This window comes from Algoriphagus sp. CAU 1675, assembly GCF_029222925.1.
Classification (GTDB): domain Bacteria; phylum Bacteroidota; class Bacteroidia; order Cytophagales; family Cyclobacteriaceae; genus Algoriphagus.
The window spans coordinates 512,692-529,114 of sequence record NZ_JARHUI010000002.1; the positions used below are offsets into that span (position 1 = coordinate 512,692).

Sequence of the window (16,423 nt, forward strand, 5' to 3'; positions counted from 1 at the left end):
TACATTAAAAAAGCTCACTGAAAAGTGAGCTTTTTTTTTCTTATTAGGCCAAGAATTTCTCCAAGTCCTCCACCAATTTCTTTGATACAGCACGGCTGTTTTTCTCGCGGGCCTCTTTAAAAAGCTCAACAGCGACTTTGCATTTCTCTTGTAAGCCAACTGGGTTTTGGTCATTCTTGTAGCTTCCAAGACACCAAGTAAGCTCCTCAGCCAAGGAACCACCCAATTTTAATTTCTCCAATTTCTGAACAGCTTCATCAACTGTTTTCTCTAATTTTTCAATTTGCATAAATAAATAAAATTTGGCGTTTTCAAATATTTTGATCAAAACTGCTTATATATTTTCAATTTTACAACATAATTGATTTAAAATTACCATAATCGCAATTTTCAATCGATTTCATGGGCTATTTTTTAATACACGAATAAATAAGACAACAATCCAAACAAGCAAAATCCCCATGAAGGATTTTTAGGCTTTGAATCAAGGGGTTAAAAGGAAACATTAAAAAACTTTGGGAGCATGTTTGGAAAAAAAGAAGCAGGATTCTACCTTTGTGACACTTTAAAGAAAGCGAAAGCGCTTTTGACACATACTGATCCATGGTGTAACTGGCAACACGTCTGATTTTGGTTCAGAAGAGTCTAGGTTCGAGCCCTAGTGGATCAACAAAAAGCCCTCCTCAAGAGGGCTTTTTGTTATTTTAATCCCCGAAGTCGGAAAGCATTCATTGCATTTTTACCAAGTTGCTCAGTCAACCTATAATTGGCAATTGCTCCTACTCCTGCACCGATCACAGGAATCAGCTGTGCGAGTTTCGCCAAATCAATGTAGTCCCTGTAATCGAGCTGAAAAGTCTTCCAATCAAACTCATCAAAACTCTTGGGTAAAGTCTCCCGATAATCTTCCCAATTCTCGATCAACGCTATCAATTCATTTCTCCGCTTCTGGCTCGAAAAACTCAATTGAAAAACATAAAGTAAAAAAAGACGCTCTTGGTAATCTTTGGTATCATACCCGTACAATGCTGCTATATCAAAGAGCATTTTCATCTTTATTGTCAGGAATGCAGGAAAGTCCGCAAAGCCAAGTAAAATCCCTCCAGCACCAGTCACAGCCCCCTCAACTGAAGCCGTATTGCGATACCATTTGATTCTATTCCTGATTTTGAATTCACGGACTTTATAAGGCATTGACTCATCAGGCTTAGGAACAATCCAAGAGGACCCGGTTAAAACAGCCTTAACCATGTTCTCTATTGCCACCGTCACCACTTGGTGGATTTTCTCTGGAATCCATTGGTTAATTTTCCCCTGTACCCCATGGGCAATTTTGCTGCCTAAAGAAGGAGGGCGCTTCATTTGATAAAGCCATGAAGTCAATTCCGCATTAATATAGTTTTGGTAATTATCCATCTCAATTTATTCGCTGCTCTCTAGACTTTTTACTCCAATCCTCCCATGAGGGTCTGCTTTGACTTGAAAATAAAAAATCCTGCCATCACTGGCAGGATTTCTCTCTTTAATATCTCTTGTTCTCACTTATATAAGCCATTAAACAACATTTTAAATGTTCCATGAGACTGGGCTCGGAAAGTGATTTCAGGTCCAAAGGCGAAAACTTTCCCCTTGCCTACTTGGGCTTCAAAAGCAGTCACTCCGTTTTTCAAATAAGCCTGTCCCCAAGCCCATCCACTTCTCAGAGGCTCTTCTTCTCCGAACCAAGCAATCGCCTTCACTCCTTTCAAAGCCGCATCAGGATCGAGTTTAAACACTGGAGAACGGTTAAACATGATATAAGAAGTCTCTCCCATCCCATAATTTATTGGCTGAGTATTGTCTACATGCATTTCCAAAACAGAGCCCGGGATGTAATATTTCTCTCCACTTAGAGCAACTTCCTCTCCTTCGGAATTCATTTCCACCAAAGCATCGTGAACCGGCAAATCCAAATGGTAGGCAAGCTGTGTAGCCGCACCAACCGCAATGATTTCTCCACCTTTCTCCAAAAAGGACTTCAATTGAGGGATGGATTTCTCCTTGGTTATATTCCCCAACATTCCTTGATATTTTGGATCAATCTCCTCTGCCTTAGGCTGAGAGCGGGAATAAGATGATTCCACGCCGGGAATTCCTGGCCCAATAAACAACAGCACATCATATTTCTCATTCAAATTTCCTTTGTCGATTTCTTGAGGGAAGACCAGCTGATACTCGAAATGGAACTGTTCCATCATCCATCTAACCCAGCCCGAAGGCATAGAGCCCCCATAATAATCAAATAGACCAATTCTCGAAGGTTTGATTTCCTTGGCACCTTTTGGCATGGATGCAGGAACTGCATAGACACCGTATTCTTTTGCGGCTTTTTCGAGAACTTTTTTACCAGATGACCCTACAAAGAAAGACCCTTCTGGAAGTCCTTTCATAGATTCCTGGATTCTATACACCTTCACTTTTTCTTTCAAAAGATCATTCACAGCCATAAAGCTGTTATTTCCCCTTACATCAATCAAGTAACCGGATCCATTTGCAAGGGATTTGGCCGGTGGGTTTTGAATCTCGCCGTACGGGACAGGCACAAAAGGCCCGTCAAAATCTTCCATAATCCGGTCTATTTCGGACCCCATCTGGAATGCTAATGTCCATCCGGCAGCATCATAAGGTCTGATTGGAGGTCCTCCCGGATACAAAAAGTCATTTGGATGATCCTGAGGTTCAAACATATCGATCACGTGGGGACGGAATGCCTGGGCAGTTTTTACGATATATGATCCTGAAGGATATTTTTTGCCATTTACCTCAAAATCTTCCGACGCTTTATGCACCAAGATCCCTGATTTGATTAACGCATTCAAAAACTTGATTGCTGTTGGGAAATCAGGCTGGTCTGCCGACAGAATATACCCATACGGGTCTTTTCTGTTTTGATCTTTATAAACCTGATCAAAGAATTCTGTTGGAATACCTCTCCGATTATTTCCCTCTACTTTACCATCCTTTCTTGCAGCTTGATAAGCATCCTCAATAGCCTGAGCATTTTTGGGATAGAAAGTCCAGGTATCTTTTTGTCCTTTTTCTATAGACCTTCTTCCCATTAGGTAAATATTTCTAAGCAATTCATCTCCATGCCTTACAGCATGATTCAAAATCGCGTAGTTCAAGGAAACCGAATAGTCAATGGAGGTTTTGAAATGCCATTCCCTAGGGGTAATAGGGTAAGGCGTACCGTTGTTGGGGATCAATCTTTCTGGTACCAAAGGAACCTCTGATGGGGTAGGGTTTCCAATTATTTCGGTCAAAATTCCAATTTGGTTGTGGTAATATGGAGTTGTACGTAGACCTCCATTCCACCAAGTGGAAAACACCGATCCATCCAACCGGGTATAACCTGGTCTATCCTCTTGATGAAGCCGGTTGATCATTGCAGCCCCAACCGCATCCAAACTCGTAATAATCAATGGATCAAACACATGATTGAATGGATCTCGGTAAGGAGGTCCTGCCACCACAGTCCCAGCAGGACCGGATTGATGGTGATTGTAAATAATCTGAGGTATCCACTCCACATACTGCTGTAAGGAAATATTGGTAGCCTCGCTCATGTTGTTCATGTAGAAATCCCGGTTATTGTCATGACCAACATACTTCTGATATAGAATGGGAATATTCTGATCCCGTTTTGTAGGATCTTCTTTTCTCATGTACCAATCAGACATGATCTCCATGCCGTCAGGATTAGCATGCACCAAAAGAATGATGACCTCGTCAAGAATTTTCAGTGTTTCAGCATCCTCTCTGGAAGCCAGTTGATACAGCGTCTCGGTAAGTTGATGTGGACCTACTACCTCATTGGCATGCAATCCCCCGTCTATCCAAACGACGGGCTTGCCTTCCACTACCAGCTTTTCAGCCTCTTCTCGAGTGATTTCAGCTCTTGCTAAGGTCTGGGAAATCTCCTTGTATCGCTCGAGCATTTGAAAGTTTTTGGGAGCGGTGACAATCAGCATAGGATGCTCTCTACCGTATTCGGTTTTTCCTATGCTCATCATTTTAACCCGGTCGGAAGCCTCAGCGACTTTTTTGAAGTAGGCTTCTGTCTGGGTAAAATTGGCCAACATGTAATCGTCTCCGATATCAAAGCCAAAATGCGATTTTGGTGTAGGGACTGTTTGGGCTTGAAGTACCGAAGTCCAAAGCCCCAACAAAAACACCAGATGAATGAAACGAATTTTCATAGGGTAAAATTTGGTGGTAATTTTTACAAAGTGTCCTTCTAAAATAGCATTAAAAAAAAGGGGATCCTGTGACTAGTACTTTCAGCCTCTGTTTTTTTACAGGATCGGAGATTTAAGACAATCAACGAATTTGGAGTTGAATTTTTTACCAAAAGAAAATTTCGATTCCCATCCATCCCTAATAGCTTCCCGATAAAAATTATTACTTTTGTTCCCGAATCCTTATCAATTCTACCCCTGTAAATCTTCCATACATGTCTGAGGTAAAAATATTCGCCGGTTCGAACAGCGAAACCCTAGCAAAGAAAATTGCTAGAAACTACGGGAAAAACCTAGGTGATGTCACCCTTTCAAAATTTAGCGACGGAGAAATGTCTCCAAGCTTCAACGAATCCATCCGCGGTTGTACCGTTTTCATCATACAAAGCACCACTCCTCCAAGTGATAGTATTTTGGAGCTTTGCTTGATGATCGATGCTGCCAAAAGAGCAAGTGCCTACAAGGTTTGCGCAGTTATACCTTATTTCGGGTATGCAAGACAGGACCGAAAAGACCGACCAAGAGTTTCCATCGCAGCAAAGTTGATCGCCAATATGCTGACTTCTGCAGGTGCCGATAGAATCATGACCTGTGACTTGCACGCTGGTCAAATCCAGGGATTTTTCGACATCCCATTGGATCATTTGAATGGATCAGCTATCTTTGCACCCTATTTGAGTTCACTGAACCTACCGGATATGATTTTCGCAGCCCCGGATATGGGCGGTGTTTCAAGAGCTAGGTCTTATGCCAAGCACTTTGAAGTAGAGATGGTAGTCTGTGATAAGCACAGAAAGAGAGCCAACGAAATTGCCTCAATGCAGGTAATCGGGGATGTTGAAGGAAAAGATGTCATTCTGGTTGACGACTTGGTAGATACAGCAGGTACGCTGTGCAAAGCCGCAGAAATCATCATGGAAAAAGGAGCCAAATCCGTTAGGGCTATCACCACTCACGGGGTATTGTCCGGGAAGGCATATGAAAACATCGAAAATTCAGTGCTACAGGAGTTAGTGATAACTGACACTATCCCTTTGAAGCAGACCTCCTCAAAAATTAAAGTACTGACAGTAGCGGATCTATTTGCCAAAGCAATCCATGCGGTAACAGGTCACACTTCTATTAGTTCCTTGTTTATTTAAGAACCAATTTTAAAAACAAATACATATGAAAACGCTTGAGATTATAGGGTTTAAAAGAGCAAATCTCGACAGTGCAAGTCTGAACGAAATCAGAGATTCTGGAAACGTACCTTGCGTAGTTTACGGCCCTGGAATTCCTGAACAAATTCACTTCTACAGTCCAGCTATTTTGTTCCGTGATTTGATCTACACTCCAGAAGTTCACCTTGTGGAATTGAACATCGAAGGAACTATCGTAAAAGCTGTATTGAAAGAAGCTCAGTTTCATCCAGTAAGTGAAAACCTACTTCACGTAGATTTCATGGCTTATACTGAAGACAAGCCAATCAAATTTGAAATTCCGGTTAAAGTGACTGGTAACTCCCCAGGTATTGCTTTGGGTGGTAAGCTTGAATTGAAAACCAGATCCTTGAAAGTAAAAGGTTTGGCCAAAAACTTCCCTGATTTTGTGGAAGTGAACATTGGAAACCTTGACTTGGGTAAGTCCTTCAAAGTTGGAGAACTTAAGCCTGAAGGATTTGAAATCCTTACCAGCCCTAATGTATCTGTTGTGACTATTGGTATTCCAAGAGCACTCAGAGGCAAAAAAGTTGAAGGTTAATTTCTTCCCAAACTCAATTAATCCTGCCCATAAAAGGGCAGGATTTTTTATTTTACCCCATTTAAAGACCCCAAATGAAATACTTGATCATTGGCCTGGGTAATATAGGCCCCGAATATGAACTGACCCGACACAATATCGGCTTCCTGACTGTAGATCGACTGGCAGATAAGGTTGGATCATCTTGGAAAAGTGATCGCTTGGCATTCAAATCAGAATTCAAGCATAAAGGAAGGGTAATTCACCTGATCAAGCCTACCACCTACATGAACCTGAGTGGGAAGGCCGTCAATTACTGGATGAAAGAACTTGGCATTCCAAAGGAAAACATCCTTGTGATTGTGGATGAGGTTGCCATTCCATTTGGAAAGCTCAGGATGAGAGCCAAAGGAAGTGCCGCTGGTCACAATGGTTTGAAAAACATAGAAGCACTTACAGGAGGGCAGGATTATCCAAGGCTTAGAATGGGAATCGGGGACAATTTTCCAAAAGGAAGACAGGTTGATTACGTACTGGGCAAATTCAGCCAAGAAGAATTCGATCAACTTCCTGAGCTAATGGACAAAGCCATCGATATGATTCTTGGCTTTTGCACTATTGGAATAGCCCAAACCATGACCCAGTATAATGACTGAGTCGGATTATTAATTTGGAAATACACTCAGCAGCCCGTTTCTTTGTAGAACTTCAGGCGACTGATTTATAAAGAAGAGGCGAGAGAATAGGCTCGATGACCCTCTGGCAACCATCCGAATATGGGAAAGGTGCCAAATCCTACCCTTGCGGGAATTATAAATTGGCTTTATTAAACAAGAATCCTCTTTTTAGTTCGGTTCCGCTTTCAGGTTTGATTTTCTTTTAGTTGTCTGATTTTCAGAAATTTTAAATCAAACCTATACCGACATGAGCCAACATTTCGAGACAAACTCCATCAGAATCAGTTCTTCCCGTTCCAACCAAAAGGAACATTCTGCACCGATTTACCTAACATCCAGTTTTACCTTTGATTCGGCAGAAGAGGCAAGGGCAACTTTTGCAGAAGAACTACAGGGAAATATCTATTCCCGCTATGCGAACCCCAATTCCACAGACCTTATCGAAAAGGTATGTGCTGCTGAGGGTACTGAAGACGGGATTGCTACAGCTTCCGGAATGGCTGCCATGTTTGCAAGTATTGCTTCCCTTCTTCAGCAAGGGGATCATGTGTTGGCTGCTCGCTCTCTTTTTGGCTCTACACACCAATTGTTGACCAGAGTATTCCCAAAATGGGGCATCACCTCCACTTACGGGGATATCTCGGGTTATGAAAATTGGGACAAGCTGGTACAGCCCAATACCAAAATGCTATTTATTGAAACTCCTTCCAATCCAGGGTTAGAAATCATCGACCTTGAGTGGGCAGGAAAGTTCGCAGCAGCCTATAATTTGATTTTGGTGGTTGACAACTGCTTTGCAACTCCCTATTTACAGCAGCCGGCAAGATGGGGGGCACATATTGTTACCCACTCCGCAACTAAATACATAGATGGCCAAGGCAGAGTGCTTGGGGGTTTAATTCTCGGTAAAAAAGAACTGATCAAAGAGGTGCAGTTCTTCACCAGACACACTGGACCTGCCATCTCCCCTTTTAACGCTTGGATTCTCTCCAAAAGCATGGAAACTCTCGGCGTAAGAATGGACCGCCATTGCCAAAACGCATTAACCCTAGCGGAGCACTTTGAAGGAAACCGGCATTTGGAGGACGTAAAATACCCCTTCTTAGGCTCACACCCTCAGCATCATCTTGCCGTCAAACAAATGAGTCAAGGAGGAGGAGTTGTTACTCTGACCGTCAAAGGAGGAGTTGCCCGCGCCCAACGTTTTATAGATCAACTCGAAATGATCTCCATCACAGCAAACCTTGGGGACAGCAGAAGCATTATCACCCATCCTGCATCCACTACCCATAGCAAATTAAGCCAAGAGGAGCGGGAAAGGGTTGGAATCACAAATGGATTGATTCGTCTTTCTGTAGGACTGGAACATCCCGATGACATTATCAAAGACATAGAGCAAGCACTCGAAAAATCGAAATAAAAAAGGGCCGGATGATTTTTATCCGGCCCTTTTTCTCTACCAGGTGGTTTGTTTGAGTTTAGGAAAAGCCCGTATCACATCACTTAGGCTAATTTGCCCGACCAGTTTGCCATTTCTTAATACTGGAAATCTTCTGATTTTAAATTCCAAAAATTGGCCAGCGGCATCAAAAAGAGACAAATCCGGGGACATAGTTAATACATCCGTTGACATGTGATCTTTCACCTTGGCGGGGAATTTGGGCGTATTGGTATACTTCCCTTTTATAATTTCTTTCAGACAGTCTACCTCCGAAATTATTCCAACCAAAGCTCCTGATTCATCAACAACAGGTGCTCCTGAAATCTTTCTTTTGGAAAAAATTTCAAAAACCTGTTCAATTGAATCCTCAGGATGAAAAGTAATCAAGTTAGTACTCATGTAATCCTCAACCAAAATATGCTGAATTGGGGACTTTTTTGGCGGAGCCATTCGAACCCCTTGAAAACTCTTTACCATAGCCAAAAGATTTAAAGTGAAATAAAAAATACTGATTTTATCTTATTTTAAAAAATATAAACCCATAAAAAATAAAAATTCAAATAATTATTTTATTTATTATTTATTACTAAAAAGATTATTCCGAATCACTAGAATAGGAGACCATTGATCCTTAGGTTGGGCATAGAGTTCATCAAATTTAAATTTCCCGATTACTACATCTAAATCTTGGTCCCCGTCTATATCTCCAGAAGCAATTGTCAACAATCCATCTCTTGGAATCTTTTCAGAATAGAAAGGATTGAATTCACCTGATTCTTCTTGCCTGAAATAAATTAAATCCAATCCAGGCGCTTCATTTTTGTCCGGAAAAAAGGAAATCACAAAAATATCCAGATCTCCATCTTGGTCAAAGTCCTCCACTGAAAGGCCGGTAGCTCCATACATGGGATAGAAGAAATCTTCTTCAAACTCTCCATTACCATTGTTGATGAAGATCCTCAAACCATGGTAAGGCTTTAAGATTTGACTCAAATCTGCATTATCACCATTCACCAAAATCAAATCTTTGGCCCCATCCCCATTTACATCCTTAAACCTAAAATCACTGGACCCAAATGCAGGCTGGAAACTCAGCAGTCTTTTCTCCTCAAAATTCCCCTGACCATCATTCTCCCAAAGATATATTCCTTCCTTAGCCTGAGTAAGCATACCCAAAACATCCAAATCTCCATCCCCATCGAAATCGTCCAATATGGTCCTAGTAGCCCCAGGTAATGATTTGAGTACCTCCTCCTTGAAAGTGGAGTTGGAATCAGCAAAATATACGCTCACCTTGCCGATATGATTTCCAAACTGGCAGATCACCTGATCTTCTAAACCATCTCCATTCAAATCCCCATAGGATATCTGAACTGGTCTGATCAACTTGTCTCGGATTTGACTTTGCGTCCAATCCCCAAAGGATCCAGAAAACCGGCTTAATGTCCCCAACGAATCATTGGAAGGATCCATCAAACCCATGGTCAATAAATCAAACTCTCCCTGTTCTTTCCAGCGAATATCCACCGGAGCTACATTGGTTGTGATAGAGTCCAATAATTTAAAATCTCTTTTCCCATCCAAAACAAATAACTTCTTAAACCTGTGCCCAACCCAAATTTGCCCGGACTCAGGATCTATACTGGCCATCGTTGTAAGGTCTGGATAGACAAAGTCAAATTTTGGCACCTCTATTTGAAACCCTGGGAGTCCGACCTGGGGTGCAATTTTGGCTTTCTGAGGCAAAGGTCCATTTGGTGCATTTTCAAGATAATAAGCCCTTAATTTCTCCCAGTCCTTGATCTTGATCAAAGGAACATCACTGTAAATTCCTTCAGGAACCCCCATATCCCTTGGTAGAGTCCTCCCAAAGTCCTCCTCCAAATACAAGCCCATCCGCATTCGCATATCGGGCAAAACATTCTTTTCCCAGGTTGCTTTATCCAGAACTTCTGGCTCTGGTTTTAGGTGGCAATTGGCACAATAAAAATTAGCCAACTGTTCTCCGCTCAAATTCAAATTGGCTGTTGCCAACTGCTCCAAGGTAGGTACAGGTTGCTTTCTTTCGGCTATAGGTTGACAGGCTAGCCCTATCCATAGGGCAAACAAACTAAGGGAATGCGGGATTCTCATTTTTCAATCAACTTCAAAAACTCCTCAACAACCTGTTGATCAATCCCCCAATGATGAGTAAAAGATTCTGGGTCATCCGAGAAGTTTACATTGGGATTAACATACTGATTGGCACTTGGAACTCTAACTTTACAGGATGCATGAATTTCCTTGAAGTAAGGGGATTCTGAAAAAAGCTCCACATGACTGGGTTTAGATCCACCGCCTGGCATGATTATGATTCTGTCACCGGCTTTTTCCATTAATTCCATAATGAAACCAAGGCCTTCACTGGTAGTATTTTGCCCACCGGAAGTTAATATTCTCTGAAACCCACAATCAATTATTTTCTCAAGGGAATCGTAAAAATCAGCTGAGGCATCAAAAGCTCTGTGGAAAGTACAAGGCTTTCCGTTTGCGGTGCGGATCAAGGATTCACAGGACTCTGTATCTACATAGCCCTTTTCGTCCAAAGCCCCAAAAACAAAACCGTCAGCGCCCATTTCTCCCAGAATTTCAATATCCCTTTTCATCACCATAAGCTCTTTTTGGGAATAATAAAAATCCCCTCCTCTGGGTCTGATCATGACAAAAACAGGAATATCTATTTGATTTTTGAGAAAACGGACCATGCCGGCACTAGGCGTCTCTCCTCCTTCAGGGAAGTTTGCACACAACTCCAGTCGGTGGATTCCAAATCTGGCAGCCTCCAAGGCAGCCTCCAAGTTAAATACCGGGGCCTCTAGCAAATAAGCACTCATCTTAAAAATGGCTTTTTGAATCAATCAATGTATTTTCATTCAAGGTGGCTTTTGCAAAATTAAAGCCCGGGTGAACGGCATAGGCTCCGACTTGCCCCTCTTTATTCATGGCCAAAAATCCGGCCTGAATATTTTTAATATCCCTGTTTTTGGCAATTAGACGTTTTACGGCTTCCTCACAGGCTTCTTGGGGAGTTCTTCCCTGTCGCATGAGTTCCACTATCAAGAAACTACCACAGATCCGAATGATTGATTCTCCGAGACCAGTAGCTGTTGCAGCCCCAACTTCATTGTCCACATACAAACCCGCTCCGATAATAGGACTATCCCCTACTCTTCCATGCATTTTATAGGCCAGCCCGCTAGTCGTACAGCTGCCGGCCAAGTTACCATTTGCATCGATCCCAATCATCCCAATGGTATCGTGATTTTCAATATTAATCACAGGCTTGTACTGGCTGGTTTTCTTCCACTGAGCGTATGCTTCCGAAGCTTTAGGACTAAGCACCTCTTCTTCCAGAGGAAATCCCTCTGCAATTGCAAATTGGCGGGCACCCTCTCCTGCTAGCATGACATGAGGAGTTTTCTCCATTACAGCCCTAGCCAAAGATATAGGATGTTTAACCTGTCTGACAAAGGCTACAGAACCACAAGATCCATCTCCAGTCATAATGGAGGCGTCCAATGTGGTGATTCCCTCTCGGTCAGGCAATCCCTGCAAACCTACCGAAAGGTTATTCATATCCAACTCCGTATCCATTACCCCTGCCTCCACGGCATCCAGGATCGTTCCTCCTGATTTAAGCTTTGAAATGGCCGCATCATTTGCTGGCATCCCATGATTCCAGGTGGATAAAATTAGAGGTTTGTCCCCTGGGGAAAAACCCTTGGAAACCGTAGTAAAGGCTTTAGAGATTCCCGGTATAAAAAGTGCAGATCCCAAGAGGGATTGTTTAATAAATTTTCTTCTTTGGGACATAGGAGCTATTTTAGATTCGAGAGTTTAAATTATCAATTTTGGCCCGAATAAAGCCATTTTCACCCTAATTCTTCCTGAAAATTACATGAGACCTTACATCCTGAAAGAAGCCAATTGGAAAAATCTCAAATCCCACCGATTCGAACTTGCAGTCCTTCCATGGGGGGCCACTGAGGCACATAATTACCATATGCCCTATGGTACAGACGTCTATGAGGCTGATGCTATTGGTGCGGAATCCGGAAGGAAGGCTTGGGAAGCCGGAAGCAATGTAGTAATCCTTCCAACCATCCCATTTGGAGTCAATACAGGACAGTCGGATATCTACCTGGACATGAACCTATATCCAAGTACCCAATTAGCTATTCTCAGAGATATCATTGAAGTTTTGGACAGACAAGGCACTAAAAAGCTACTGATTCTGAACAGTCATGGTGGAAATGATTTTAAAACCATGCTCAGAGAACTAGGACTGAAATTCCCGGAAATGATGCTATTCACCTGCAACTGGTTTCAGGCTCTGGACAAGTCCAAGTATTTTGAAGAAAGCGGAGACCATGCTGATGAAATGGAAACTGCCATCATCCAATATCTACATCCTGATTTGATACTTCCATTGGAAGAAGCAGGAGACGGAGCTGAAAAAAAATCCATCATTTCAGGAGTAAGGGAAAAATGGGCCTGGGCTGAAAGAAAATGGTCAGAAGTAACCGAAGACACTGGAATCGGAGATCCAAAAAAAGCCTCCCCTGAAAAGGGAAGGCGCTATTTTGAAGATGTGACTGATAAGATCGCTATTTTGATCAAAGAGATCTGTGACGTTCAGCCCGGTAAAATGTATAAATAATCAATTGAGGGAGGAAAGATCAAGACTTTCCTCTCTTCCTTTATAGTCTATTACTTTTACAGATTTTACTCCAGAAGGAAGGGTAACTTCCCTGGAAGACTGGGATAGAAATCCTGACCCAAGGGTACATTCAATTCTCTGTTTTTTCCCATTTTCCAATTCCACAACCAATGCCATGACTTGCTGGCCGGGAGTTACGGATTTTCCTTCCACCGAACCCGCCTGGAACACTTTCAGCTTATCTCTGTTTTGTGACGCTATATAAAGTGGGCTTCCGGTGGCACTGTTAAGCTTCACTATAGCCTTGGCATCACCTGGCACAACAAAACCGCTTTCCTCAACTCCCATCGGTCTGAAATTCCCCTGCCCATCACCGAGCAGTGCCAACCCAATCAAGGCATCCAATCTGCCAATGAAAATTTCATTTCCAAAATCATTCCCAACCAAAAGAATATCCATGAGTCCATCTTGATTGATGTCATCCGTCACTATACCATTCACAGGCCCAAGTTGTGCCAAAGTAGGTAGCTCCTTCACGCTAAACTTTCCCTGGCCCAGATTTTCCAAATAAACTGACCGGTCATAATTACCCGTCAAGACCAAAGCCTCTTTCCTTTCCTCCTCAGTAAAGAGGGTGTTTTCCGTAGTCAGGGCATAAAGCTTATACCGTTCAAATTTCCTTCTAAATAGAATGCTTTGCCCGTAAAGATCATCCCAAAAATGTCCGGGGAATGATTCGTATTTTCCTTCTCTGTTTTTATACCAAGCGAAAGTGACAGGATCCACGCTGCCATTGCCATCAAAATCCTTTCCGTAAACCTTAACCGGCATTCCCGCTGTAGAGTGATAATGGTTGTTAGCCCCCATATTGCCTACTACAAAATCCATATCCCCATCTTGGTCGAAATCTGCGCTGCTAATTGAATTCCACCATCCGAGATAATTCTCCAATCCGGTATTCTCCAGTTTTTTAAAGGACCCAGCCTGATTTTTGAAAATGCTGATCTCCATCATTTCCCCAACAACTACAAGATCTATCTGTCCATCCATGTCTACATCGGACCAAATAGCATCCGTTACCATTCCGGCTTTTCGAAGTTCAGGGGCCACTTGATCGGTTACATCTGAAAGGATCCCATTGATGTTCCTCAGCAAAAAGCTGTTTTCTGGATACGGATATTGGGCGATTGGAGTCCTACCTCCCACAAACAAATCCATAAATCCATCCCCATCGAAATCAGCTCCCCTAACTGCTGACCCACTTGCTTTTACTTGGCTGAAATTCTTGTCAAGTTCAAAATTCCCTTTTCCATCGTTGATGAAAAGACGGTCCAAATACTCAGCTGAATTAGGTGCAAACTCATTACTACCACTGACCGCATACAGATCCAAATCCCCGTCATTGTCCAAGTCGAAAAGCAACATGCCCATTTCTTCATAAGCTGGATTTTGTCCCGGTAGGAGATTCCCTGAAGAGAAAGTCCCATCCGAATTTTGGGCAAAAAGTTTTGGCTCGAAACCCGAGGAGGAACCCACAAGTAAATCCTCAAGTCCATCCCCATTCACATCACCCACTGTCAAAGAAGGTCCAAACTGAGTGAGTTTGTGCGGAAGAGTACGCTGTATATTATAGTCCACTTTATCCATCTCCTCATGGATATAAACCATTCCTTTCTCAGAGGAAACCTCTGAAAATAAAGCATCCACTGGATCCTGATCTATTCTTGAGTCAGGATACTTACCGGCAGAAGCTTCGGAATAGTTAATTTCAATTAGCTGACCCGGAGCTAAATTTGAAAGAGTAGAAATTTTCCCATCGGGCCATGTGACTGATACTTTCACAGTCTGCTGTCCTTCTCCCAAACCAAAGTGCATCACATCCTCGATGGATGACATATAGCCTCTAACCACCTGTTGTTCTTGGTACAGTTCTTTTCCATTTTCCAGGGTCAAGCGAACTTTTGCCCCAAGGCCCTGAGGATTCTGAGAGCTTCCTTTCAGTTTAATTCTCAAAAACTGATTTGCCTGATTTTTCCCGTTCAAGGTGTTTTCAAAGACGAAAGCCGGGTCGTTGATATTATTGACCACATAGTCTAAATCACCATCCAAATCCAAGTCCACCAAAGCTGCTCCATTTGAAAATGAAGGTTTATTTAAACCCCAAGATTCTCCGGAATCCTCAAATTTTAAATCACCTTGATTTTTGAAGGCGTAGTTGGGAATCTTCACAATAGGAATGGAATCCAATAACTGTCGAACAGATGCAATATTTCCTACATCCGCTCGGTAATTCGCAAAATCCTTATCGGTAATATCACGAGGAAATCCATTGGTTATCAATAAATCCCTGAGTCCATCATTGTCAACATCACCAAATAAAGGTGACCAACTCCAATCAGTCTGGTAGATGCCGGCATACATGCCAATTTCACTAAATGGTGCCTGAGGCCCGTTATTCATATGCAGCATATTTCTTACATGCTGATATTCATACCCCCATTGTTCATTGCTGATATATACCTGATAGGAGTTTTTACCAATGGTGGTTTTCTTCCTGTAATTGTCTTCGCCCAACATGTCCAGGGTAATCAAATCCGGCTTCGAATCATTGTTGAAGTCGGAGATATCCGAACCCATGGAAAACTGGCTTTGATGCTTTAACTTTTCCTTGATCTGATTGGAAAAAGTGCCGTCCTGATTATTGATATAAAGAATGTCATTTGTCACATAGTCATTGGATACATGGATATCAGGCCAACCATCATTATTGAGATCCGAAATCAATAAACCCAATCCAAACCCTTCAATAGTAATACCTGCCTCTATCGTAACATCGGTAAACGTTCCATCTCCATTGTTTCTATAAAAGCTGTCATTATTGATTGCGGAACCATCTGTTATTTTCTCTCTATAATTGGAAGGAGTGATTTTACTTTGCTCATTGTTCAGAACATAGAGGTCCAAATCCCCATCCAGATCATAATCCACAAATGCAGCCCCCATACTATTCCCAGAATCGGCAATTCCATAATTGGTGGCCATTTCACGGAAAGTAACAATACCCTCCCCATTCAAACCTTGGTTGACAAAAAGCAGATTATCTCGCTCTCCTTCTCCGGTTTTCATAGCAGAAGCCACATAAATATCCATCCACCCATCTCCATTGATATCCACAACCGTAGTACCGGTACACCAATGAGAAGCCGCCTCAATTCCAGACTGCTTGGAAATATCCTTGAATTTGAATTCCCCTTGGTTCAGGAATAATTTATTGGGAACTTGATTTCCTGTAAAAAACAAGTCAGAAAGGCCATTTTGATCAAAATCAGCGATAGCCACACCTCCTCCGTTGAAGATATACTCATCCGTCAAAATATTAAAGGAATCAGTTTCCGTGATCAAATTGTTAAAGTCCACACCTGTAAAATCAGGGCTTTTTAATTCAAACAAACGGGATTCTTTTTGGCAAGAAGTAACTCCTAGTACAATCAGAATCAGAAAGAGAGGGTAATTAAACTTCATAGGTTAATGGGGTAACTGAGTCAACCTTGAAATTAGCATTTTGAAAGATAGCAGTGAAATAAAAATCTGCTTTTAACAGTAAAAA

Annotated in this window: 13 protein-coding genes, 1 tRNA gene and 1 riboswitch; of the genes, 6 read left to right on the forward strand and 8 right to left on the reverse strand. The window is 42.2% G+C overall.

The features are described from left to right. Positions 1-43: 43 nt before the first annotated feature. Positions 44-289, reverse strand: a complete 246-nt coding sequence (locus P2G54_RS06255) for a hypothetical protein (protein WP_275869283.1) — start codon at positions 287-289, stop codon at positions 44-46. Positions 290-597: 308 nt separating this feature from the next. Here P2G54_RS06255 and P2G54_RS06260 point away from each other — a divergent pair. Next, positions 598-670 (forward strand) — tRNA-Gln (locus P2G54_RS06260). Positions 671-699: 29 nt separating this feature from the next. On the opposite strand, the gene P2G54_RS06265 is transcribed toward P2G54_RS06260, so the two are convergent. Continuing rightward, complete coding sequence (locus P2G54_RS06265) at positions 700-1,416, reverse strand: EcsC family protein (protein WP_275869285.1); 717 nt, start codon at positions 1,414-1,416, stop codon at positions 700-702. Positions 1,417-1,538: 122 nt separating this feature from the next. Beyond that, positions 1,539-4,238 (reverse strand): M14 metallopeptidase family protein, encoded by a 2,700-nt coding sequence (locus tag P2G54_RS06270; protein ID WP_275869287.1) that lies wholly within the window; start codon positions 4,236-4,238, stop codon positions 1,539-1,541. Between the two features lie 254 nt (positions 4,239-4,492). Between P2G54_RS06270 and P2G54_RS06275 the strand changes: the two genes are divergently transcribed. From P2G54_RS06275 to P2G54_RS06290, 4 genes are all read left to right on the forward strand, one after another. Continuing rightward, positions 4,493-5,419: a ribose-phosphate pyrophosphokinase gene (locus P2G54_RS06275; RefSeq protein ID WP_275869289.1), complete on the forward strand. Its 927-nt coding sequence runs from the start codon at positions 4,493-4,495 to the stop codon at positions 5,417-5,419. Positions 5,420-5,444: 25 nt separating this feature from the next. Next, a complete protein-coding gene (locus P2G54_RS06280; protein ID WP_275869291.1) occupies positions 5,445-6,020 on the forward strand; it encodes a 50S ribosomal protein L25/general stress protein Ctc in 576 nt (191 codons plus the stop codon). Positions 6,021-6,094: 74 nt separating this feature from the next. Next, positions 6,095-6,655: an aminoacyl-tRNA hydrolase gene (gene pth, locus P2G54_RS06285; protein ID WP_275869293.1), complete on the forward strand. Its 561-nt coding sequence runs from the start codon at positions 6,095-6,097 to the stop codon at positions 6,653-6,655. Between the two features lie 62 nt (positions 6,656-6,717). After that, positions 6,718-6,818, forward strand: a riboswitch (SAM riboswitch). 105 nt (positions 6,819-6,923) lie between these two features. Further along, positions 6,924-8,096 carry a PLP-dependent transferase gene (locus P2G54_RS06290; protein ID WP_275869295.1) on the forward strand — a complete coding sequence of 391 codons (1,173 nt, stop codon included), beginning with the start codon at positions 6,924-6,926 and terminating at the stop codon, positions 8,094-8,096. A 36-nt stretch (positions 8,097-8,132) separates the two neighbouring features. Here the strand turns inward: P2G54_RS06290 and P2G54_RS06295 are convergent, their stop codons facing one another. From P2G54_RS06295 to P2G54_RS06310, 4 genes are all read right to left on the reverse strand, one after another. Continuing rightward, complete coding sequence (locus tag P2G54_RS06295) at positions 8,133-8,594, reverse strand: CBS domain-containing protein (RefSeq protein WP_275869297.1); 462 nt, start codon at positions 8,592-8,594, stop codon at positions 8,133-8,135. A gap of 99 nt (positions 8,595-8,693) precedes the next feature. Then, entirely contained in the window at positions 8,694-10,250 is a 1,557-nt protein-coding gene (locus P2G54_RS06300) for a VCBS repeat-containing protein (RefSeq protein ID WP_275869299.1), read from the reverse strand. Further along, entirely contained in the window at positions 10,247-10,990 is a 744-nt protein-coding gene (locus P2G54_RS06305) for a copper homeostasis protein CutC (protein ID WP_275869301.1), read from the reverse strand. Before P2G54_RS06305 ends, P2G54_RS06300 begins: the two co-directional genes overlap by 4 nt. Position 10,991: 1 nt before the next feature. Continuing rightward, positions 10,992-11,969, reverse strand: a complete 978-nt coding sequence (locus P2G54_RS06310) for a N(4)-(beta-N-acetylglucosaminyl)-L-asparaginase (protein ID WP_275869303.1) — start codon at positions 11,967-11,969, stop codon at positions 10,992-10,994. Between the two features lie 85 nt (positions 11,970-12,054). Between P2G54_RS06310 and P2G54_RS06315 the strand changes: the two genes are divergently transcribed. After that, positions 12,055-12,816: a creatininase family protein gene (locus P2G54_RS06315; RefSeq protein WP_275869305.1), complete on the forward strand. Its 762-nt coding sequence runs from the start codon at positions 12,055-12,057 to the stop codon at positions 12,814-12,816. On the opposite strand, the gene P2G54_RS06320 is transcribed toward P2G54_RS06315, so the two are convergent. Beyond that, positions 12,817-16,338, reverse strand: a complete 3,522-nt coding sequence (locus P2G54_RS06320) for an FG-GAP-like repeat-containing protein (RefSeq protein WP_275869307.1) — start codon at positions 16,336-16,338, stop codon at positions 12,817-12,819. Positions 16,339-16,423 lie beyond the last annotated feature (85 nt).